At 67.0% G+C, this 18754-nt stretch carries 18 protein-coding genes; 6 read left to right on the top strand and 12 right to left on the bottom strand.

Going from position 1 to position 18754, the window contains the following annotated elements; all coding sequences use genetic code 11:
• The 9 genes from ACGFZ3_RS18110 to ACGFZ3_RS18070 all read right to left on the bottom strand — a co-directional run bounded on the left by ACGFZ3_RS18110 (position 1) and on the right by ACGFZ3_RS18070 (position 7985).
• Positions 1-540 carry a cytochrome b gene (locus ACGFZ3_RS18110; protein ID WP_392924425.1) on the bottom strand — a complete coding sequence of 180 codons (540 nt, stop codon included), beginning with the start codon at positions 538-540 and terminating at the stop codon, positions 1-3.
• Positions 537-1631: a catalase family peroxidase gene (locus tag ACGFZ3_RS18105; protein ID WP_392924423.1), complete on the bottom strand. Its 1095-nt coding sequence runs from the start codon at positions 1629-1631 to the stop codon at positions 537-539. The genes ACGFZ3_RS18110 and ACGFZ3_RS18105 overlap by 4 nt, the downstream gene beginning before the upstream one ends.
• A 137-nt stretch (positions 1632-1768) precedes the next feature.
• Positions 1769-3136, bottom strand: coding sequence for a leucyl aminopeptidase family protein (locus ACGFZ3_RS18100; protein ID WP_392924420.1), 1368 nt, complete (start codon positions 3134-3136; stop codon positions 1769-1771).
• A gap of 23 nt (positions 3137-3159) precedes the next feature.
• The gene (locus ACGFZ3_RS18095) at positions 3160-3870 is read right to left on the bottom strand and encodes an HAD family hydrolase (RefSeq protein WP_392924417.1); all 711 of its coding nucleotides are present in this window, start codon (positions 3868-3870) and stop codon (positions 3160-3162) included.
• A 9-nt stretch (positions 3871-3879) separates the two neighbouring features.
• Entirely contained in the window at positions 3880-4980 is a 1101-nt protein-coding gene (locus tag ACGFZ3_RS18090) for an AI-2E family transporter (protein WP_392924409.1), read from the bottom strand.
• A gap of 123 nt (positions 4981-5103) precedes the next feature.
• The gene (locus tag ACGFZ3_RS18085) at positions 5104-5574 is read right to left on the bottom strand and encodes a protein sip-5 (RefSeq protein WP_392924406.1); all 471 of its coding nucleotides are present in this window, start codon (positions 5572-5574) and stop codon (positions 5104-5106) included.
• Positions 5571-6077 carry a phage holin family protein gene (locus ACGFZ3_RS18080; RefSeq protein WP_392924403.1) on the bottom strand — a complete coding sequence of 169 codons (507 nt, stop codon included), beginning with the start codon at positions 6075-6077 and terminating at the stop codon, positions 5571-5573. The genes ACGFZ3_RS18085 and ACGFZ3_RS18080 overlap by 4 nt, the downstream gene beginning before the upstream one ends.
• Before the next feature lie 6 nt (positions 6078-6083).
• Complete coding sequence (locus ACGFZ3_RS18075; protein ID WP_068848632.1) at positions 6084-6446, bottom strand: hypothetical protein; 363 nt, start codon at positions 6444-6446, stop codon at positions 6084-6086.
• A gap of 111 nt (positions 6447-6557) precedes the next feature.
• A complete protein-coding gene (locus ACGFZ3_RS18070) occupies positions 6558-7985 on the bottom strand; it encodes a Do family serine endopeptidase (RefSeq protein ID WP_392924400.1) in 1428 nt (475 codons plus the stop codon).
• A gap of 257 nt (positions 7986-8242) precedes the next feature.
• Here ACGFZ3_RS18070 and ACGFZ3_RS18065 point away from each other — a divergent pair, with 257 nt between their 5' ends.
• The 4 genes from ACGFZ3_RS18065 (at position 8243) to ACGFZ3_RS18050 (ending at position 14027) form a co-directional block, all read left to right on the top strand.
• Positions 8243-11524 carry an LAGLIDADG family homing endonuclease gene (locus tag ACGFZ3_RS18065; protein WP_392924397.1) on the top strand — a complete coding sequence of 1094 codons (3282 nt, stop codon included), beginning with the start codon at positions 8243-8245 and terminating at the stop codon, positions 11522-11524.
• A 181-nt stretch (positions 11525-11705) separates the two neighbouring features.
• Positions 11706-12572 (top strand): histone, encoded by an 867-nt coding sequence (locus ACGFZ3_RS18060; protein ID WP_392924394.1) that lies wholly within the window; start codon positions 11706-11708, stop codon positions 12570-12572.
• Positions 12573-12631: 59 nt separating this feature from the next.
• A complete protein-coding gene (locus tag ACGFZ3_RS18055) occupies positions 12632-13339 on the top strand; it encodes an NrdJb (protein WP_392924392.1) in 708 nt (235 codons plus the stop codon).
• Positions 13340-13349: 10 nt separating this feature from the next.
• The gene (locus ACGFZ3_RS18050; RefSeq protein ID WP_392924389.1) at positions 13350-14027 is read left to right on the top strand and encodes a hypothetical protein; all 678 of its coding nucleotides are present in this window, start codon (positions 13350-13352) and stop codon (positions 14025-14027) included.
• Between the two features lie 48 nt (positions 14028-14075).
• On the opposite strand, the gene ACGFZ3_RS18045 is transcribed toward ACGFZ3_RS18050, so the two are convergent.
• The gene (locus ACGFZ3_RS18045) at positions 14076-14435 is read right to left on the bottom strand and encodes a DUF1428 domain-containing protein (RefSeq protein ID WP_392924387.1); all 360 of its coding nucleotides are present in this window, start codon (positions 14433-14435) and stop codon (positions 14076-14078) included.
• Between the two features lie 853 nt (positions 14436-15288).
• Here ACGFZ3_RS18045 and ACGFZ3_RS18040 point away from each other — a divergent pair.
• Together ACGFZ3_RS18040 and ACGFZ3_RS18035 are read left to right on the top strand one after the other, a co-directional pair.
• Positions 15289-15861 carry an Ax21 family protein gene (locus ACGFZ3_RS18040; RefSeq protein ID WP_392924384.1) on the top strand — a complete coding sequence of 191 codons (573 nt, stop codon included), beginning with the start codon at positions 15289-15291 and terminating at the stop codon, positions 15859-15861.
• 194 nt (positions 15862-16055) lie between these two features.
• Positions 16056-16469, top strand: a complete 414-nt coding sequence (locus ACGFZ3_RS18035) for an NUDIX domain-containing protein (protein ID WP_392924381.1) — start codon at positions 16056-16058, stop codon at positions 16467-16469.
• Here ACGFZ3_RS18035 and ACGFZ3_RS18030 read toward each other — a convergent pair.
• Both ACGFZ3_RS18030 and ACGFZ3_RS18025 read right to left on the bottom strand, forming a co-directional pair.
• The gene (locus tag ACGFZ3_RS18030; protein ID WP_392924378.1) at positions 16466-17569 is read right to left on the bottom strand and encodes a sugar kinase; all 1104 of its coding nucleotides are present in this window, start codon (positions 17567-17569) and stop codon (positions 16466-16468) included. The genes ACGFZ3_RS18035 and ACGFZ3_RS18030 overlap by 4 nt on opposite strands.
• Positions 17566-18747 carry a GDSL-type esterase/lipase family protein gene (locus ACGFZ3_RS18025; RefSeq protein ID WP_392924375.1) on the bottom strand — a complete coding sequence of 394 codons (1182 nt, stop codon included), beginning with the start codon at positions 18745-18747 and terminating at the stop codon, positions 17566-17568. Before ACGFZ3_RS18025 ends, ACGFZ3_RS18030 begins: the two co-directional genes overlap by 4 nt.
• Between the last annotated feature and the right edge of the window lie 7 nt (positions 18748-18754).

Here is an 18754-nt window from a genome sequence, read left to right as displayed (position 1 = left end):
TTACCCGTCCCGCCCCTTCGCCATCGCCTGGAACACCCCATCGCGCCGCACCCACAGGTGGAACAACGCTGCGCTAAGGTGCAGCACCACCGTGGCGAACAACACATAGGCCAGCAGGCTGTGCGCGCTGCGCAGCGCGGCGTACAACGCCACGTCGTGCGGCAGGATCGGCGGCAGCAATACCCCCTTCCACATCTGGATCGGGTAACCGCCGGCCGACAGCATCGCCCAGCCGACCAGCGGCATGGCCAGCATCAACCCGTACAACACCCAGTGCGAAGCGTGCGCCGCAGCGGCCTGCCAGGCCGGCAGATCGGCCGGCAGCGGTGGCGGCCGGTGCCGCAACCGGTTGATCAGCCGCACCACTGCCAACAGCAGGATTGCAATGCCCAGCGGCCGGTGCAGGTCCACCAGCATCGGCCGCCAGTGCAGCGAGGCCACCATGGTCACACCCACGAACAACATGGTCAGGATCAGCACCGCCATCAGCCAGTGCAGCACCCGTGCGGTGAGGTTGAAATGCCCGGCATCACGGCTCATCGTGCCTTCTCCTTGCCACTGGCCACTTCGCGCTCGCGGCGGTTGAACGATTCGGAATACACCGCCGAACGCGCGGCCAGGATCGGGTCATCGGTGCCGGCAATACCGCTGGGCAGGATCAGCGGATCGAAGTTGAGGTTGTTGCAGGCGCCGCCGGCCTGCGGCTGCAGGGCGTTCAGGGTCAGCGTGCCCAGCTTCACCTGGCGGCGGTCTTCGGGCCACGGAATCGAGGGATCGTTCACCGCGTCGCCCGCCGCGGCAAGCGTGGCCCACATCTCCCACTGCACCGGCCCCTTGGCCAAGCGCTGCTGGAACTCATCGCTGAGGTAATCCAGGCTGGCCGCCTTGCGCTGCGCCGCGTCCATGGCTTCGAACGGTGCCAGCGGGCGCATGCTCCAGCGCACCACTTCGGTGTGGCCGTCGGCATTCGTGAAGCGGAAGCTGTTGACCCCGTTGTAGGTGGTGTTGGCCCAGCTGGTGGACCACGGCGCGGTTTTGGCCCATTCGCCGAAGGCGCGCGCGGACGGATACTTTGCCGCGATGGCCGCCATCTTGGCCGGGTCCGGTTTGCCGGTGGCCGGGTCTGGAATGCCGGCACGGGTCTGTTCCAGGAACGCCTCTGTGGTGGGCACGGCGAAGAACGGGAAGCTGTTCATCGCCGTGCGCCATTCCTGGCCGTCGTCGCTGACCAGCTGCAGCGCCATGCTGCGAACGCGCGCATTGGCATCGGCCCCGTGCGGATCGCCGCCGCCGATCGAGAGGCGGCCCAGCACCGGCACCTGCTGCTGCCGGAACACCCGCGCCGAACTCAGTGCCGCGCCGCCCGGCGTGCCCTGGAAGGTGCCGCTCACGCACGCACCCTTGCTGTGTGCGCGGCGGAAGCCGGGATGGTTGGCGCCGGTGGCTTCGATGGTATCGGTGAAGGTCTGCACCGTGGGGCGGTCGCGGCCCAGCCAGCCGGCCAGCCAGGCGAAGGCCAGGATCAGCACGCCGGCAATCAGCGCAATCAGTGCGATCCACAGCAGCGGTGAATGCGGCGGGCGCGGGGCATCCGGCTCACGGCCGGCGCGGGTATAGCGGAAGAGCGACATGGGCCGTTACCTGCCTTCTCGAACGTGAGGGGGTGGGTGCGGCCATGGTGTCAGAACCCCGGTCGCCCGGATATTCACATTTTCGACAAGATTCAATGAAAGATCCCCGCCGGGGCGGGGATCTGTGGGGGTCCTGCTTACGCGTATCGCGTTTTCAGCATCGACCACGCCGAGCGCAACGCGAGGGCCTCGCCACCGGCCGGGCGGCCCGGCCGTTCGCCGTCATTCCAGGCGTATACGTCCAGGTGCGCCCAGGCCTGGCCTTCGGCGATGAACCGTTCCAGGTACAGCGCGGCGGTCACCGAACCGGCCATGCGCGACCCGGCGTTGGCCAGGTCGGCAATGCCGCTGTGCAGGTAACGCAGGTACGGGCGCCACAGCGGCATGCGCCAGACCGGGTCGCGGGTGGTTTCGCCGGCCTGCAGCCACTGCTGCGCCAAAGTGTCGTTGTTGCTGAACAGCGCCGGCAGGTCCGGGCCGAGCGCGATGCGCGCCGCACCGGTGAGCGTGGCGAAGTCCAGCACGATCTCCGGCTGCTGTTCGCTGGCGTAGGTCAGCGCATCGCACAGCACCAGCCGGCCTTCGGCATCGGTGTTGTCGATTTCGATGCTCAGGCCCTTGCGGGTGGCGATCACTTCGCCCGGGCGGAACGCATCCGGGCCGATCGCATTTTCCACCGCCGCAATCAGCAGGGTCAGCTGCACCGGCAGCTCCTGGGCCATGATCAGCCCGGCCAGCGCCAGCGCGTGCGCGGCGCCGCCCATGTCCTTCTTCATGTTGCGCATGCCGTCGGCCGGCTTGATGTCCAGCCCGCCGGTATCGAAGCACACACCCTTGCCCACCAGCGCCACGTGCGGGCGACCGGCCTGGCCCCAGCGCAGCGCGATCAGGCGCGGCGCCCGGTGCGAGGCGCGGCCCACTGCGTGGATGGCCGGGAAATTCTGCTCCAGCAGCGCATCACCAGTGATCACCTCGCACTGGCCACCATGGGCGGCGGCCAGTTCGCGGGCGGCGTCTTCCAGCTGCTGCGGGCCCATGTCCTCGGTGGGCGTGTTCACCCAGTCGCGCACGCGCAGGCTGGCGGTGATCACATCGCGCACTTCGGCAGACGGGGTGGCCACCAGCTGCGCCGGGGCGCGGTTGGGCTTGCGGTAGCGCGCGAAGCGGTAGCTGCCCAGGCCCCAGCCAAGATGCAGAAGGGTTACCACATCGGCCGGCAGCGCGTCGGCCAGCTGCCACACGCTGCCTTCAGGCAGCGCGAACGGGGCATGCGCGTAGGCATAGGCGTCCCCCGGGTCACCTACGCCGACGATGGCGCCGGCCAGGCCATGTTCGCCCGGCAGCAGCACCACGCTGCCACCGCTGCCATTGAAGTGCTGCGCATCCAGCCAGGCAACCAGGGCCGGGCTCTGCTGCCCGCGCCATGCCGCGAACTGTTCGCGCTCCATCACGTGCAGCGGCAGGGCCTTGGCCGAATCGGTGGTGAAGCCGTTGATCTGGGTCATGCGGGGTCGTGCTCCGTTCGGGGTCAGGCGGTCTGTGCCGATGCATACGCATCAAGCCAGTCGGCCAGGCCGGTCAGGGTGTCGAACTGCAGGTCGGGCTGCAGTGAGGGGTGATGCCAGGTGTGTTCAACGCGGTTGATCCAGCAGCCGCGCAGGCCAGCCTGCATTGCGCCAACCACATCCATTTCGACATGGTCGCCGACGTGCAGCACCTGCGCCGGCGCTACGCCCAGGCGTTCGCAGGCGGCGTGGAAAATGCTGGCGGCCGGCTTGGCCGCGCCGTGTTCGCGCGAACCCAGCTGGAAGGCGAAGTGGTGGTCCAGCCCGATCCGGGCCAGGTCGGCGTTGCCGTTACTGAGCGCGGCCACCGGCACCCGGGCGGCAATGCGGGCCAGCGCGTCCAGCGCATCGGGGTAGAACTCCACCTGGTTACGCGCGGCATAAAACGCCTCGTAGGCCGGTTCCAGCAGGGCCAGGTCGGCCCCGCTGTTTTCCAGCGCCTCGCGCAGGGTGAGCCGGCGCAGGGCGCTCAGGTCATGGTGCAGCTGCGGGTTGTCGCGGAAGGAGCGCTCGCGCAGTTCGCGCATCGCCGCCACCGGGTACATCGCGGCGGTGGCCGGGCTGTGCTGGAGCATCCACTCGTACAGCACCTGGTCGATGCGGGCGCCGATGGGGGCGAACGGCCACAGGGTGTCGTCGAGGTCGAGGGTGATGGCTAGGACGGGAAAATTCACCCGCCCATTCTACTCCAACAGTTTCGCCCAGCCCTGGGTGCCGTCCAGGCGCGCCAGTACCAGCTTGATGCAGACCAGCAGGGGGACCGAGAGCAGCAACCCCACCATGCCCCACAGCCAGCCGAATACCATGAGCGCCAGGATCAGGATCAGCGGCGAAATCGCCATCTGCCGGCCCAGCACGATCGGGGTCACCACCTGGCCCTCAATGGTGTGCAGGGCGAGGTAGCAGGCCGCTGGCAGCAGCGCCTTGAACGGATCGCTGAACTCCACAAAGCCCATCAGCAGCATCAGCGTCACCCCGATCAGCGGCCCCACGTACGGCGCGAAATTCAGCAGCGCCGCCACCGTGCCCCACAGCAGCGCTTCCTGCAGGCTGATGCCCAGCAGCAACAGCACGCCCGAGAAGATCAGCCCCACCAGCGCGTTGATCACGGTGATGGTCAACACGTAACGCGACACCTCGCGTTCGATCGAGCGCAGGATGTCGGTGGTGAACCGCTGCTGCTGCCGGCTGGGGAACAGCGCAATGGCGTGCTTCTGCAGGTTCTGCCCGTAGATCATGAAGAACAGGGTCAGCAGCACCACCGCCAGCACGGAAGCGGCCAGGCGTGGCGCCCGGGTCAGCACTTTGTACGGGTCATCCAGCTGGGTGCGTACCACCTGCACCCTGCGGCTGCCTTCGCCGCCGGCCACGCGCGCGAAGTTTTCCGCTGCCTGGTTGGCCTGCTGCACCGGCTTGGTCAGGTTCTGCACCTGTCGGGCCACCTTGCGCAGCTGTTGCGGGGCTTCCTGTGCCCATTCCATTGCCGGGCCGACCAGTTGAACGCCCAGCGCGGCCGTCCCGCTCAGGCCGACCCCGATCACCAGCACCGCCGCCAGGAAGCGCGGAATCCACAGGCGGCCAAGCAGGCGCAGGATGGGATTGCCGACCAGCGCGAAGAACATCGCCAGCAGTACCGGCAGGATGATTTCCTGCGCGGCCCACAGGGTGAACGCGACTGCAAGCGTGGCCAGCACCACCAGCGACATCGGCGCACGCGGGCGCGGCGGCGGCGGAACCGCTACCGGCAGGGGAGCGTCGGCGGAAGAGGGTGCAGGAACGCTCATGCAGGTCGCACGCTGGAGAGGAAACGCATTATTGGGCAACCCGGGTGCGTGCTGCGTGTTGGAAAACCGGTCACCGCCGGTTACGTGGATTCGGTAGCGCCCCACGCTTGGTGGGGCGACGCGTCATCGTTCGGAAACGTCGGTCGCTGCTTCGGCCGGCTGCGGCTGCGGCTGGGCCGATTCCTGGGTGGCGGTCACCCGCGCACGCGGCGCAGCCGCCGGAGCCGAAGCCCGAACCGCTGCTGCAGCCGGCGCAGGAGCGACAGCTTCATCCACCTTGTCCGCCGCCTGCTCTGCCGTATCGGCCGCTTCACTGGCCTGCATCGAGGCAAACGCCGCCTGGGCGCTGGCCAGCAGGTTGGACACCGAACCGATCATCTGCAGCCAGCGGGCACCATGAAAACGGGTCTTGCCCGGCTCCAGCTTGCCGGCCAGGAAACCGCCAGCCAAGCCGACGCTGATGATGCGCAGCGGCGTCCAGCCCGCGCGCCATGCCTGGCTGAGGGTGAACCAGCTGCACTGGGTTTCATCGACCCGGATGGACACTACCTGTTCGGCACGCTTGACCCGGTGGCGCAGGGCTTCGAATTTCATGGCGCACGCTCCCTGACGTCCATCTGGCCCTCAGGATCGTCGTCGCTGGGCTCATCGAACAGGCCCAGCCTCGACAACTGGCGGCGCGTGGCATGCATGCCGGTGTGGCGGAAGAAGAACGACACCCGCCAGATCGCATAGCCGGTCATCGCCAGGCTCACCACCGAAGTGATCAGCAGCGAATGGAACCAGGACAGACCCCATCGCTGCATCAGCGCGATCAGCGTACCGGCAAGCAGCAGCCAGGCCGACGCGCCGAATACGATTGCAACCCCGCTCCACGCCAATGCGCGGCCGAAGGCACTGCGTGCCAGCGCGAATTCGAACGATGCCAGGCGACGCAGCGAACGCAGCGTGTGCTTGGCCGAATCCACCGTCGCGCGGCCGGCCTGGCCCACCTCGCGGATGCTTTCATCCAGGCGCGGCGCGCGCTGGCCGGCATCGCCATCGGGTGGAGGCGTTGCCGCTCCACCGTCGGGCGTCGACTGTGCTTGATCGCTCACGCCGACTTACTTGTCGCCGCTGCGGGCAAGCTTGGCGATGATCCAGCCGGCGGCAAATGCCACGCCGAACGAGGCCAGCGGGCGCTCGCGGATCAGCTCGGCGGCGCTGTCGACCAGGTCCTTGCCCTTGTCCATCAGCGCATCAACCTGCTCTTTCGCAGCGGCGCCGCCGAATTCAGCAGCGGCCAGGCCGGACAGCGCGGTATCGGAAAGTTCGGCCTTGACATTGGCCTTGCCGATACGCAGTTCGTCGGTGGCTGCGCCGGTGGCGCCCTTGATCGCACCGCCGGCAGCGGTCGCGGCCGACTTCAGGTGCGAACCGGCTTCACCCAGGTGTTCCTTGAGGTTCTCGGTATTGGTGGGGCTCATCGTGTATCTCCGTTGTAGGCGATGGGGGTGACCGCAGGCCATGCCGGTCGAAGCGAACTGAAGGTAATAGCACCGGGGGGGTGTAAGGCACGTTACGACCCCCTGAAGGATTCATCGCATTTCCAGCTCGCCACGCGCATTGCCGCGTACCACGCGCAGCACCAGTTGCTGCGGGCGCTGCTGGAAGTTGGCGCGCCAGCTGGCCAGGTCGGCGAATTCACCCACGCTGGCCTGGATGATCAGGTCGCCGGCGGCCAGGCCTGAATTGGCTGCGCGGCTGCCGCGCTTGACGTCGCTGACCATGACCCCGCTGCTGCCGGCCTGGCGCAACGTCTCGGGCAGATCGACGAAGGTGGCGCCGCTCAGTCGCGGGTCCAGCGATTCGCCGGCCACGGCACGTGGCTGTTCCTTCAACGTGGCCTTGAGCTGCAGCGGCTTGCCATCGCGGCGCACGTCCAGCGTCAGCGCGCTGCCTACCGGCTGCAGGCCCTCCACGTTGTGCAGCGCCACCGCGCCGTCGACCCGTTGGCCGTTGGCCGCCACCACCACGTCGCCCGGCTTCAGGCCGGCGGCCGCGGCCCCCGAACCTGCCAGCACGCGGGTGACAAGCGCGCCGCGTGCTTCGCTCAGCCCCAGGTTCTGCGCCAGGGCCTGGGTGAGGTTCTGCGCTTCGATGCCCAGCGTGCCGCGCACCACCACGCCGTGCTTGATCAGCTGGTCCACCACATCGCGTGCAAGGTTGGTCGGTATGGCCAGGCCCAGCCCGATGTTGCCGGCCATGCTGCCCTGCGGGTTGAAGCTCGCGGTGTTGATGCCCACCAGCTGGCCTTGCAGGTTGACCAGCGCACCGCCGGAGTTGCCCGGGTTGATCGAGGCATCGGTCTGGATGAAGTTCTGGTAGCCCAGCCCGCGGATGCCGGTACGGCCAACCGCCGAGACGATGCCCGAGGTGACTGTCTGGCTGAAGCCGAACGGGTTGCCGATGGCCACTACGAAGTCGCCCACGCGCAGCTGCGCACTGTCGCCCAGCGGCAGCGCGGTGAGCTTGTCGGCCGGAATGCGGATCAGCGCCACGTCGGTGTCGCGGTCAGAACCGAGGAACTCGGCCTTGACCGTGCGCCCGTCCGACAGCGTCACCTGCACATCGTCGGCGTTCTCGATCACATGGTGGTTGGTCAGCACCAGGCCTTCAGCCGCATCGATGATGACGCCCGAGCCGAGCGACTCGTTGATCCGCTCCTGCGGCACTTCCGGGAACAGGCGGCGGAAGAACGGGTCGTTGAAGTAGGGGTTGCGTACCCGTACCACCTGTTTGGTATTGACGCTCACCACCGCTGGCATCACCCGGTCCAGCATCGGCGCCAGCGATGGCACCGGCTGCCCGGCTACTGAAGCAGGCAGCGCGGCCGTGGCGGGAATTGCCAGCGTGGCCGGTGCCGCTTCGGCACGATTGTCCAGATGGGCGTTGATGGCGGAAGCGACAAAGCCTCCGAAGGCGGCGGCAAGCGCTAGCGTAAGCAGGGTCGGGAGCGGTCGCATGGGAGTCCGGTGGGCTGGAAAACACGTATACGGTAAATCAAGCTGAACGAGTCTGTCCGCTGGCGGCTAAACCGGCGATGAAATCGACCCCGGCCGCCACCGCGCCTGCGACCTTCGGTGCCGTTGACACGCCCCCGTGCCGGCGTAAGCTGGAACCAGGTCGGCCACTAGATGTTGCGCCCCCGACCCAGAGTGCCCCAAGGCGTTGGGTTCGCCAGTGGGCACACCCGGTGACCACGCGATGGAGCCTGCCTCGAATGCGCACGTTGCAAACGGACGTTGTTCCCCCGGAGCTGGCCACCGGCGAAGTACCGCTGCAGCCAGCCTCGGAGGATATCTGGGACAAGAAGTACCGGCTCAAGACCAAGCAGGGCCAAGCGCTGGATGCCGACATCGACGCCACCTACCTGCGCGTGGCGCACGCGCTGGCCGATGCCGAACTCACCGAGGACAAGCGCCGGCACTGGCGTGAGCGTTTCACCTGGGCGCTGCGCCGTGGCGCCATTCCTGCCGGCCGCATCATTTCCAATGCCGGCGCGCAGGCGCACAAGCCGGCCACCAGCACCATCAACTGCACGGTCTCCGGCACGCTCGAAGATTCGATGGACGGCATCTTGGGCAAGGTCCACGAAGCCGGGCTCACCCTCAAGGCCGGCTGCGGCATCGGCTATGAGTTCAGTACGCTGCGCCCGCGTGGCGCGTTCGTGGCCGGGGCGGGCGCGCACACCTCCGGCCCGATGTCCTTCATGGATATCTTCGACAAGATGTGTTTCACCATCTCCTCGGCCGGTGGCCGACGTGGCGCGCAGATGGGCACCTTCGACGTCTCGCATCCGGATGTGCGCGATTTCATCCGGGCCAAGCGCGAAGACGGCCGGCTGCGCCAGTTCAACCTGTCGCTGCTGATCACCGATGGCTTCATGCAGGCCGTGGACAATGACGCCGAGTGGCCGCTGGTGTTCCCGCTGAGCCGGCACGAAGCCGGCGAGTTCGACCTGGCCGATGCGGCCGCCGTGCAGTGGCGCGAATGGCCCACCCACCGCGACTACGTGGTCCGCGAGGACGGCCTGGTCGCCTGCCGCATCTACGGCCAGATCCGCGCCCGGCACCTGTGGGACATGATCATGGTGTCCACCTACGATTACGCCGAACCCGGCTTCATCCTGATCGACCGGGTCAACGAAATGAACAACACCTGGTGGTGCGAGGACATCCGCGCCACCAATCCCTGCGTCACCGCCGATACCTGGGTGCACACCGCCGCCGGGCCGCGCCAGGTAGCGGAGCTGGTCGGGCAGGGGTTCCACGTGCGCGTGGAGGGGCAGGACCATGCTACTACCGATGCCGGATTCTTCCGCACGGCGCGCAAGCCGGTGCTCGCCCTGCAGACCCGCGAAGGCCATCGGCTGCGGATGACTGCGGACCATCGGGTTCGCCGGGTAACCTCCCGCACCCGCTGGCAGGTGCAGAGCGAATGGTGCGAGGCGGGCCAGCTGCAGGCGGGGGATGAGGTGCTGCTGCAGGACCATCGTGCTGCGCCGCACTGGCCGGGCGCGCTGGCGCATGAGCAGGGTTACCTGCTGGGGCTTCTGGTTGGCGACGGCGCGCTCAATGAAGAAGGGGCCGTGCTCTCGGTGTGGAGCCAGGTAGCGGTGGCCAATGGTGTGCAGGCGTCACCGGCGGCGGGGGTGCGCGCGCTGATGGACGAAGCGCTGCGCTGCGCGAAGACGCTGCCGCACCGTGCCGATTTCAGCGGGTGGTCCGAGGTGGGCGGTCGAAGCGAATGGCGCCTGAAGTCAGCCGCATTGCGCGATCTTGCCAAGCAGCTGGGCATGTCCCCGGGCGACCAACCGATCACCCCGGCGCTGGAAAAGCTCTCCAGCGATGCCTGCCGTGGCTTCCTGCGCGGCCTGTTCGACGCCGACGGCAGTGTGCAGGGCAACCAGAGCAAGGGCGTATCGGTCCGATTGGCGCAGTCTGATCGACCGCGGCTGGAGGCAGTGCAGCGCATGCTGCTGCGGCTGGGCATCCCCAGCACCCTCCATGCGCGCCGCGAAGCAGGGCGTTCGGTGCTGCCCGATGGTCGCGGTGGCCAGCGTGCCTACCCCACGCTGGCGCAGTACGAACTGGTGATCAGCGGCGAAGGCGTAGCCCGCTACGACGCGCTGATCGGGTTCGCCGACACCGACAAGGCCGCGCGCCTTACCCGGACACTGGCCGCCTACCGCCGCACGCTCAACCGCAGCCGCTTCTTTGCCACCGTTGAAGGCGTGGTCCCGGACGGGGTGGAAGACGTCTACGACGTCCAGGTACCCGGCATCCACTGCTTCGACGGCAACGGCCTGCATGCCCATAACTGCGGCGAACAGCCCTTGCCCCCGTATGGCGCGTGCCTGCTCGGCTCGGTCAACCTCACCCGCTTCGTGCGCCAGCCGTTCACCGCCCAGGCCCGGTTCGACTGGGACGAATACAAAGAGGTGGTGCGGGTGTTCACCCGCATGCTCGACAACGTGGTGGAGGTCAACGGCCTGCCGCTGGAGCAGCAGCGCCAGGAGATCCTGCGCAAGCGTCGGCACGGCATGGGTTTCCTGGGCCTGGGCTCGACCCTGACCATGTTGCGCATGACCTATGGTGCGCCTGACGCCTGCGAATTCACCGAGGCCGTCGCGCGCGAGATGGCCGTGGCGGGCTGGGAAACCGGGCTCGGCCTGGCCCGCGAGAAAGGGCCGGCGCCGATCATGCAGGAGACCTTCGAGGTTACCGCCGCCATGCTGCGGCAGCGCCCGGAAATGGCCACCGATGGCTGGCGCGCCGGCCAGCAGATCGAGGGCAAGGTGCTGCATGCCCGCTACAGCCGCTACATGCAGCGCATCGCCAGCGTGGCCCCGGAGCTGGTGGAGGAACTGGCCGAGATCGGCGCCCGCTTCACCCACCACAGCTCGATCGCCCCCACGGGCACCATCAGCCTGTCGCTGGCCAACAACGCCTCCAACGGCATCGAACCCTCGTTTGCCCACCATTACAGCCGCAACGTGATCCGCGAGGGGCGCAAGAGCAAGGAAAAGGTGGACGTGTTTTCCTACGAGCTGCTGGCCTACCGGCACCTCGTCAACCCGCAGGCCATGCCCTTCGCCGACGGGGATGACGCCCGCCTGCCGGACTACTTCGTTGCCGCCGACGACATCTCCCCCAAGGCCCACGTTGACGTCCAGGCCGCCGCGCAGAAGTGGGTGGACAGCTCCATTTCCAAGACCGCCAACGTTCCCACCGACTACCCCTTTGATCAGTTCAAGGACATCTACCGCTACGCCCACGCGCAGGGATTGAAGGGCTGCACCACCTTCCGCTTCAACCCCGCCGCGTTCCAGGGCGTACTGGTCAAGGAAGCCGATCTGGAGAACACCACCTACCGTTTCGAACTCCAGGACGGCGCAGTTGTGGAGGTAAAGGGCAACGAACAGATCGAGTATGACGGCGAAGTGCACAGCGCCGCGAACCTGTTCGACGCGCTCAAGGAGGGCTACTACGGCAAGTTCTGATTGCGCAGCGGAAGCTGTTTTCAAGCGGTTTCGAGCAGGATGGCGAGCCGCGTCAGATTCATGGCGCCGCCCGGGCAAGCACAAGGGCGGCTCACGGGCTGCGACAAGACCGTTCCACGATCGTCCGCGCCGGTATAGCATCGCCAGCGAAATCACTGACTGGCCCCTCAGGAGGCAAAACATGAGCAACGGAAATGGCGTCACCGCGACCCTGTCGCAGGGTGTGGAAACCGTAAAAGAAACCGCCGGCAACGTGGGCGAGACCATCGCCCACACCGCTGAAGAAGTGGTCGCCTCGGTGCAGAAGACCGCCAAGCGCGCGCGCAAGGCTGCCACCACCCAGGTCGCCAAGGTCAAAAAGGCCGTCAAGAACGCCGAGAAGACCGTCGCCAAGAAGGCTGACAAGGCCGCCAAGTCGGTCGGCAAGACCCTGGCCACCGCCAAGAAGAAGCTGGAAGCCGCCAAGAGCAACGCCAAGGCCGAGGCCGCCGCGCTGACCAGGAAGGTTGCCAAGAAGAAGGTCGCTGCTGAAAAGGCCGTGACCAAGACCACCAAGGCCGCCAAGAAGGCTGTCGCCAAGAAGTCCGTTGCTGCCAAGAAGGCCGTGACCAAGAAGACCGCCGCCGCCAAGAAGGTCGTGGGCAAGAAGACCGCCGCCGCCAAGAAGGTTGTCGCCAAGAAGACCGCCACCGCCAAGAAGGCTGTCGCCAGGAAGTCGGCCACTGCCCGTAAGGTCGCTGGCAAGAAGACCGTGGCCGCCAAGAAGGTCGTTGGCAAGAAGGTTGCTACCGCCAAGAAGGCCGTCGCCCGCAAGTCGGCCGCCACCAAGAAGGCCGTGACCAAGAAGACCGCTCCCGCCCGCAAGACGGTTGGCAAGAAGGTCGCTGTTGCCAGGAAGACCGTGGCCCGCAAGTCGGCCGCCACCAAGAAGGCTGTCGCCAGGAAGACCGCCGTTGCCCGCAAGTCAGTCGCCCGCAAGGCTGCACCGGCCAAGCGCGCCGCCAAGACCGTGGCCCGCAAGGCCCCGGCCAAGCGCGCTCGCAAGTAAGCAGGTAATGCACGGCGCCCACCCCTGGGCGGGCGCCGTGAACACCGAGGAAACGCACCATGGCTGTCAGGATCGATCAGAAGATCACCGGGTATGCCGTCGTCACCCCCGAGGAGACGCGCCAGGCAGCGGCCACCGCCGCGCCGCTCCCGGACGCCGCCAACGACATCGTGCAGATGCACGAGCGCATCGAGCGCCCCGACGTCCTGGTCGGCAACACCTACAAGATCAAATCGCCGATGGTGGAGCACGCCTTCTACGTGACCATCAACGACATCGTGCTCAACCCGGGCACCGAGCACGAGCTGCGCCGCCCCTTCGAGGTGTTCATCAACTCCAAGTCGATGGAGCACTTCCAGTGGATCGTGGCGCTCACCCGGATCATGTCCGCCGTGTTCCGCAAGGGGGGTGACGTGACCTTCCTGGTCGAGGAAATGAAGGCCGTGTTCGACCCGCGCGGTGGCTACTACAAGATCGGCGGCGCCTACATGCCCTCGCTGGTGGCCGAACTGGGCAGCATCGTCGAACACCACCTCAAGTCGATCGGGTTGCTGCACGACCCGGAGATGAGCGCCGCGCAACGCGCGATGATCGCCGAAAAGCGCCGCGAGTACGAAGCGCGGGAGAGCGAAGACCTGGCCATCACCGGCGACGGCGCCAGTTTCCCGCCCAGCGCCAGCATGTGCGAGAAGTGCTTCACCAAGGCGCAGGTGTTCATGGACGGCTGCGCCACGTGCCTCAATTGCGGGTACTCCAAGTGCGGGTGAGCTGACGCCGATGCGCAACCTGGACTTCAGCTCCTGGCAGGCCATGCTTTCCACCTTGGTCGGGCTGGCGGTCATCACCCTGGTCGGCGTGGGCATCCGCCTGGTGTTCATGCAGACCCTGCAGCAGCGCCGCGAGCGGGAGAACCGCCAGATCAACGAGCGGCTGCGCACGCTCATTGCCGCCTACAAGACCCTGGGTGGGTCGTTCACGGGCGCGCTGCATGTCGATCCGCGCCACCTGCGTGACCTGCGCCAGGCACCGGGCGAGGGCGACGAGACGTTGAGCCTGCCACACAGCACCGGTAGCGACCGCGCACGCCGGATCCGCGATGCGGTGGAAGCGGCGCTCTCGGACATCGTGCTGCTGGGCACCGACGAACAGGTGCGGCTGGCCGCGCACGCGGCCAACGAACTGGCCGCCGGGCGTGCGGTGCCTACTGCCGAGCTGGTGGTATCGCTGCGCGACTTCATCCGCGAGGCGCTGGACCTGGCGCCCATTCCTGTCAACGTGGCGATTCCGCGCCAAGGTCCGGCCCGGCCTGCGGCCGGTGGTGCGCGGGGCAAGGCCGAGGCCGGCGACCGCGCGGGGGGCAAGGGCGGCGGCGGTGGCATGGGCGGCATGGGCGGCGGTGGCGCCGGGATGGGCATGGGCCATGGCCCGGATGACGACGGCAGCCACGCGCGCTGAGCTTGGCGGTGGCTGCCCAGGCCGTCGGTTCGACCGCTGCATCGCCTGCTACTTCTTGAGTTCCACGATCGGTACGAAGCCGCCATAGATCATCCGCTTGCCGTCGAACGGCATGGGATTGTTGGACGGATCCATGCGCGGGTCCTTCATCATTTTCTCCATCCCCGCATCGCGGGTAGCCTTGTCCGGCCATTCGATCCAGGAGAACACAACCGTTTCATCGTCCTTGGCTTCAACGGAGCGGAAGAAGTCGGTCTGCTTGCCGTGGGTGACGTCATCACCCCAGCATTCCACTACGCGCAGTGCGCCGAATTCCATGAAGACCGAATCGCCTTCGTTGGCGTGTTTGATGAACTTGTCTTTGTTGGCGGTGGGTACGGCCAATACGAAACCGTCGATATAGGACATCTGCAGCCTCCGGTAACCGGTGCACCAGGGCGGGCACCTTCAATGGATACGACGCGTGGGAGTGGGGAAAATCGACAACGCCGGTAGCTAAGGCTGAGGGGGGTGATGATGCCGTTAATCCGGCATGTCCAGCTGGATAATCAAGGAGTTAAGGCGGGAATGCGCTGCGCTGCAGCGAAGCAGGGTAAGAAAACCCTTAACGACGATGAGGAACATCCTGATACTCGCGCGCCGCTATGCGCCTCACTATTCAAGCGCCGGGCAGGGCACCCCAAGAGCCCTGCGGTTCGACGCCAGAGCTGCGTCAGCCGGTGCAATACGGAAGATGGACGCGTTAGCCGACTACTCCCCAAGAGCGGCTTCCCCAACGCGTGACGCCCTGCAAGGGTATCGTCGTGACCGGATTCCCTTCGTCCTGCCGGACCTTCAGCCGGCATCACGCATGCGGCGCAACGAACCCCACGCGGCGCTGGGAACGGTAGAGTCGGTTCCCAAACGACTGCCGATAGCGATCCCACATCCGGTAACGCATGACCAGCATCGAAGCAGCGTCTTCCGCGGATGCGACGCGTCACCGTGCCGATCGGCGGAACCCACCCTGCCAGCGCCAGTATTTCCTGCACGAGCGTGTCGTAAACACGCTGTTCATCGTGCAGCGCGAACACACACGACACACCTCAAAAATGCAGCGCGCGCGTATATGACACGGCGCGTCTGAATGGTTGCCAAAAATTCGCGTTGCCGAAAGCGGCTCACTTCAGGGCGCGTTGTGTCGAATAACGGAGAATTTACATTCCCGATGCAGCAGCCGCTTTGCCACTGCACGAACGTAGAACAGAAAAGGTGTACCCCCATGAAGACTTCCCTGATTGCTCTGGCACTCGCCGCCGCTCTGCCGTTTGGCGCTTCGGCTGCTGAAGGCCTGTCCTACAACTACGCCGAAGGCGACTACGTCAAGACCGATGCCGATGGTGGCAAGGCCGATGGTTGGGGTGTGAAGGGTTCGTACGGCTTCCTGCCGAACTTCCACGCGTTTGGCGAGTACAACCAGCAGAAGACCGACATCGGCGACTTCAAGATTGACCAGTGGCGCGTCGGCGTCGGCTACAACCACGAGATTGCCACCAGCACCGACTTCGTGGGCCGCGTTGCCTACAACAAGTTCGACCCGAAGGAAGGCCTGGACTTCAACGGCTACAGCGCTGAAGCCGGTATCCGCACCGCGTTCGGCCAGCACGCCGAGGTCTACGCGATGGCCGGTTACGAGGATTACAGCAAGAAGCACGGCATCAATCCGGATGGCCAGTTCTACGGCCGCCTGGGTGGCCAGGTGAAGTTGAACCAGAACTGGGGCATCAACGGCGATATCAAGATGGATCGCCACGGTGACAAGGAATGGTCGGTCGGCCCGCGCTTCAGCTGGTAAGCGGCGTCTGATCGCTTCGCTGCGCGCGGTATCGGCGTAGCGGTAAGGGCCCGGCAGTTTGCCGGGCCTTTTTCATGCGCGCGTAGGGCGTACCGACCAACGGTCGGTACCTACCGCCCGAGGTGCGCGGTAGGCGACCACCTTTGGTGGTCGCGCGATTGCAGGCGATAATGCGTCAGGTTACGGAGAACCCCATGCCCGACTCCAATCCATTGCAACAGCCTCGCGTAGGCTGCGGTGCCGTCATCCAGCGTGCCGATGGTGCGGTGTTGCTGGTCAAGCGCGGCCGCCAGCCGGAGCAGGGCCATTGGGGCCTGCCCGGCGGAAAGGTGGACTGGATGGAGAAACTCGAAGACACCGTGGTGCGCGAAGTGCTGGAAGAAACCGGCCTGCGCGTGGCGGTGGAGCGCCTGCTGTGCGTGGTGGACCACTTCGAGCCGGTACTGCAGCAGCACTGGGTGGCCCCGGTCTACCTGGCGCGCACGCTGGAAGGTGATCAGGCCACGCGGCTGGAACCCGAGGCCATCCTCGCGCTGGACTGGTTCGCGCTGGATGCGTTGCCCGTACCGCTCACCCGCTCGGCCATCGAAGGCCTGGCCCGGCTCTAGCGCCGCGCCGCCGCCCCGTCCCCGCGCGCCACTGCTTCCACTTCCTCGCGGCTGGTACACGCAGCATCGCCTGGCGTGGACATCGCCAAGGCGCCGTGCGCCGCGCCCAGCTCCACCGCCGCCTGCTCGCCCAGGCCCTCCAGCAGGGCATGCACCACACCGGCGACGAACGCGTCGCCACCGCCCACGCGATCCAGCAGATCCACTTCACGCGCGGCGGAGACGAACAACGCCTCGCGGTTGCGCAGCGCCCCGGCCCACCCGTTGCGTGCAGCATTGCTGGCATCGCGCAGGGTGAAGGCCACCGCCTGCAGGTTCGGAAACCGCTCCATCGCCCGCAGCGCGGCCGCATCGGCCGGGCCCACATCCATCGGCGTTTCGCGCTTGCCCAGGTCGGCCAGGTCCATGCCCAGGCAGGCCGCGAACGAGTACTCATCGCCCACGAGCAGGTCGCACTCGGCAGCGATCGCGCAGTTGGCATGCCGTGCCGCATCGGGATCCGGGTGGCTGTTCCACAGGCTGGCGCGGTAGTTGAGGTCGTAGGACACCGCCACGCCATGCCGGCGCGCGGCGCGCACGGCAGCAATGGCCGTCTGAGCGCTGTGCTCGGACAACGCCGCAAAGATGCCACCGGTATGCAGCCAGCGCACCCCGTGCACGCCGAACAGCGCGTCCCAGTCGTACTCGTCGGCTTGCAGCTGTGAGGCGGCCGAGCAAGCCCGGTCGGACACCCCCAGCGGCGCGCGCACGCCGAAGCCACGCTCGGTGAAGTTCAGTCCCATCCGTGTGTTGCGTCCAATGCCGTCGTACCCGCGCCAGACGATCTGGCTGCTGTCCACGCCGCCGGTCTGGATCAGCTGCTGGGCCAGCAGGCCCAGCTCGTTGCGCGGCAATGCGGTGAGTACCGCCGTGGCATGGCCGAAGGTGCTGCTCAACCCGCGTGCCACGTTGTACTCGCCGCCCCCTTCCCATACCTGGAACTGGCGCGCGTTGCGTACCCGGCCTTCGCCCGGGTCGAACCGCAGCATCACTTCACCCAGCGCCATCGCGGCCCAGCGTGGGCTGGCGTGCTGGGCCAGCCGGAACTGCTGCGTGCTCATCGTGCCTTGCACCCCAGCAGGGCCAGGTCCACGCCATCGGCCATGCGTCGGTAGCCTTCATCGTTGGGGTGCAGGAAATCGCGGGTAATGGCTTCCGGCAGGAATTCCGGCTTGGCCGGATCACGCAGGATCTTGTCGAAGTCGATCAGCGCATCGAAGCCACTGCGGCCTCCGCGCATCCAGGTGTTGAGGGTGGTGCGGGTGCCGGCCGATACGGGTTCGTAGCGGTCCGAGCCGCCGAACGGCGTCATCGTTGCGGCAATCGCGCGGATACCATTGCTGTGCAGGCGCTCGGCCACCTGGCGGTAGCCCAGCACCATGTCATCGGCGTTGCGTCCAGCCACCGGCGGAGTGCCGCCGTCATGGCGGATATCGTTGATGCCTTCGAACAGGATCACCCGGTCCACGTGCGGCAGCGCGATCACATCGCGGTCCAGCCGGGCCAGCGCGCTGTGGCTGCGGCCATGGTCCATCACCTTGTTGCCGCTGATGCCGGCGTTGACCAGCACCACCTGGTCCGGGCATGCCTGCTGGAGGCGGGTGGCCAGCAGCGAGGGCCAATCACCATTGCTGCCGCGCGTGGCAGTGGCACCTTCAGTGATCGAATCGCCCAGCGCGACCACCACGATCGGCGTGGTGCTGCGCTCGGCCAGCACTGCCGACACCACGTTCTGCCGGTAGGCCAGCTTCACGGTGTCGGCGACCTCGGCCTGGCGGCCGTCGGCAATGCGCAGCGCGGTGCGCCGCACCGCCGGTTGCGTCGGTTCGGGGAAATACACGGTGAGGGAGACATCGGCCAGCGCCGGCACCGCCATCGGCACCGGGTCGCTGAGCAGCACCGCGCCCACCGGCACGGTGACCTCGCTGCGCCCGTTGAAGGTCACCAACCTGGCCGGTGTGGCCGTGCCGGTGCGTTGTGCGGTGGCGCCGCCGATATGCAGCGGCGCCACGCCCAGCTCATTGGTGATGCGGAAGCGCAGCGCGGTGGCCGAGCTGGCCAGGCGCATGTCCTGGCGTACGGTCTGGTTGGCGAACTGCACCGGTGCTTCCGGCGTGCCGTCCTGGCGGTCGGGCGCCGGCGAGGCGGTCCAGGCCGGTACCCATACCTGGGCCTGGGTGGGCAGCGCCGCAGCGCTGGTGGCAAGTGCAAATGAAAGTGCAGTGATCCAGCGCAGCATGGCGGCC

It is taken from the genome of Stenotrophomonas sp. NPDC047960 (assembly GCF_043204395.1).
GTDB lineage: Bacteria > Pseudomonadota > Gammaproteobacteria > Xanthomonadales > Xanthomonadaceae > Stenotrophomonas.
Note: the sequence above shows the minus strand (reverse complement) of the source record. Positions and strands in the feature narration are given on the sequence as shown.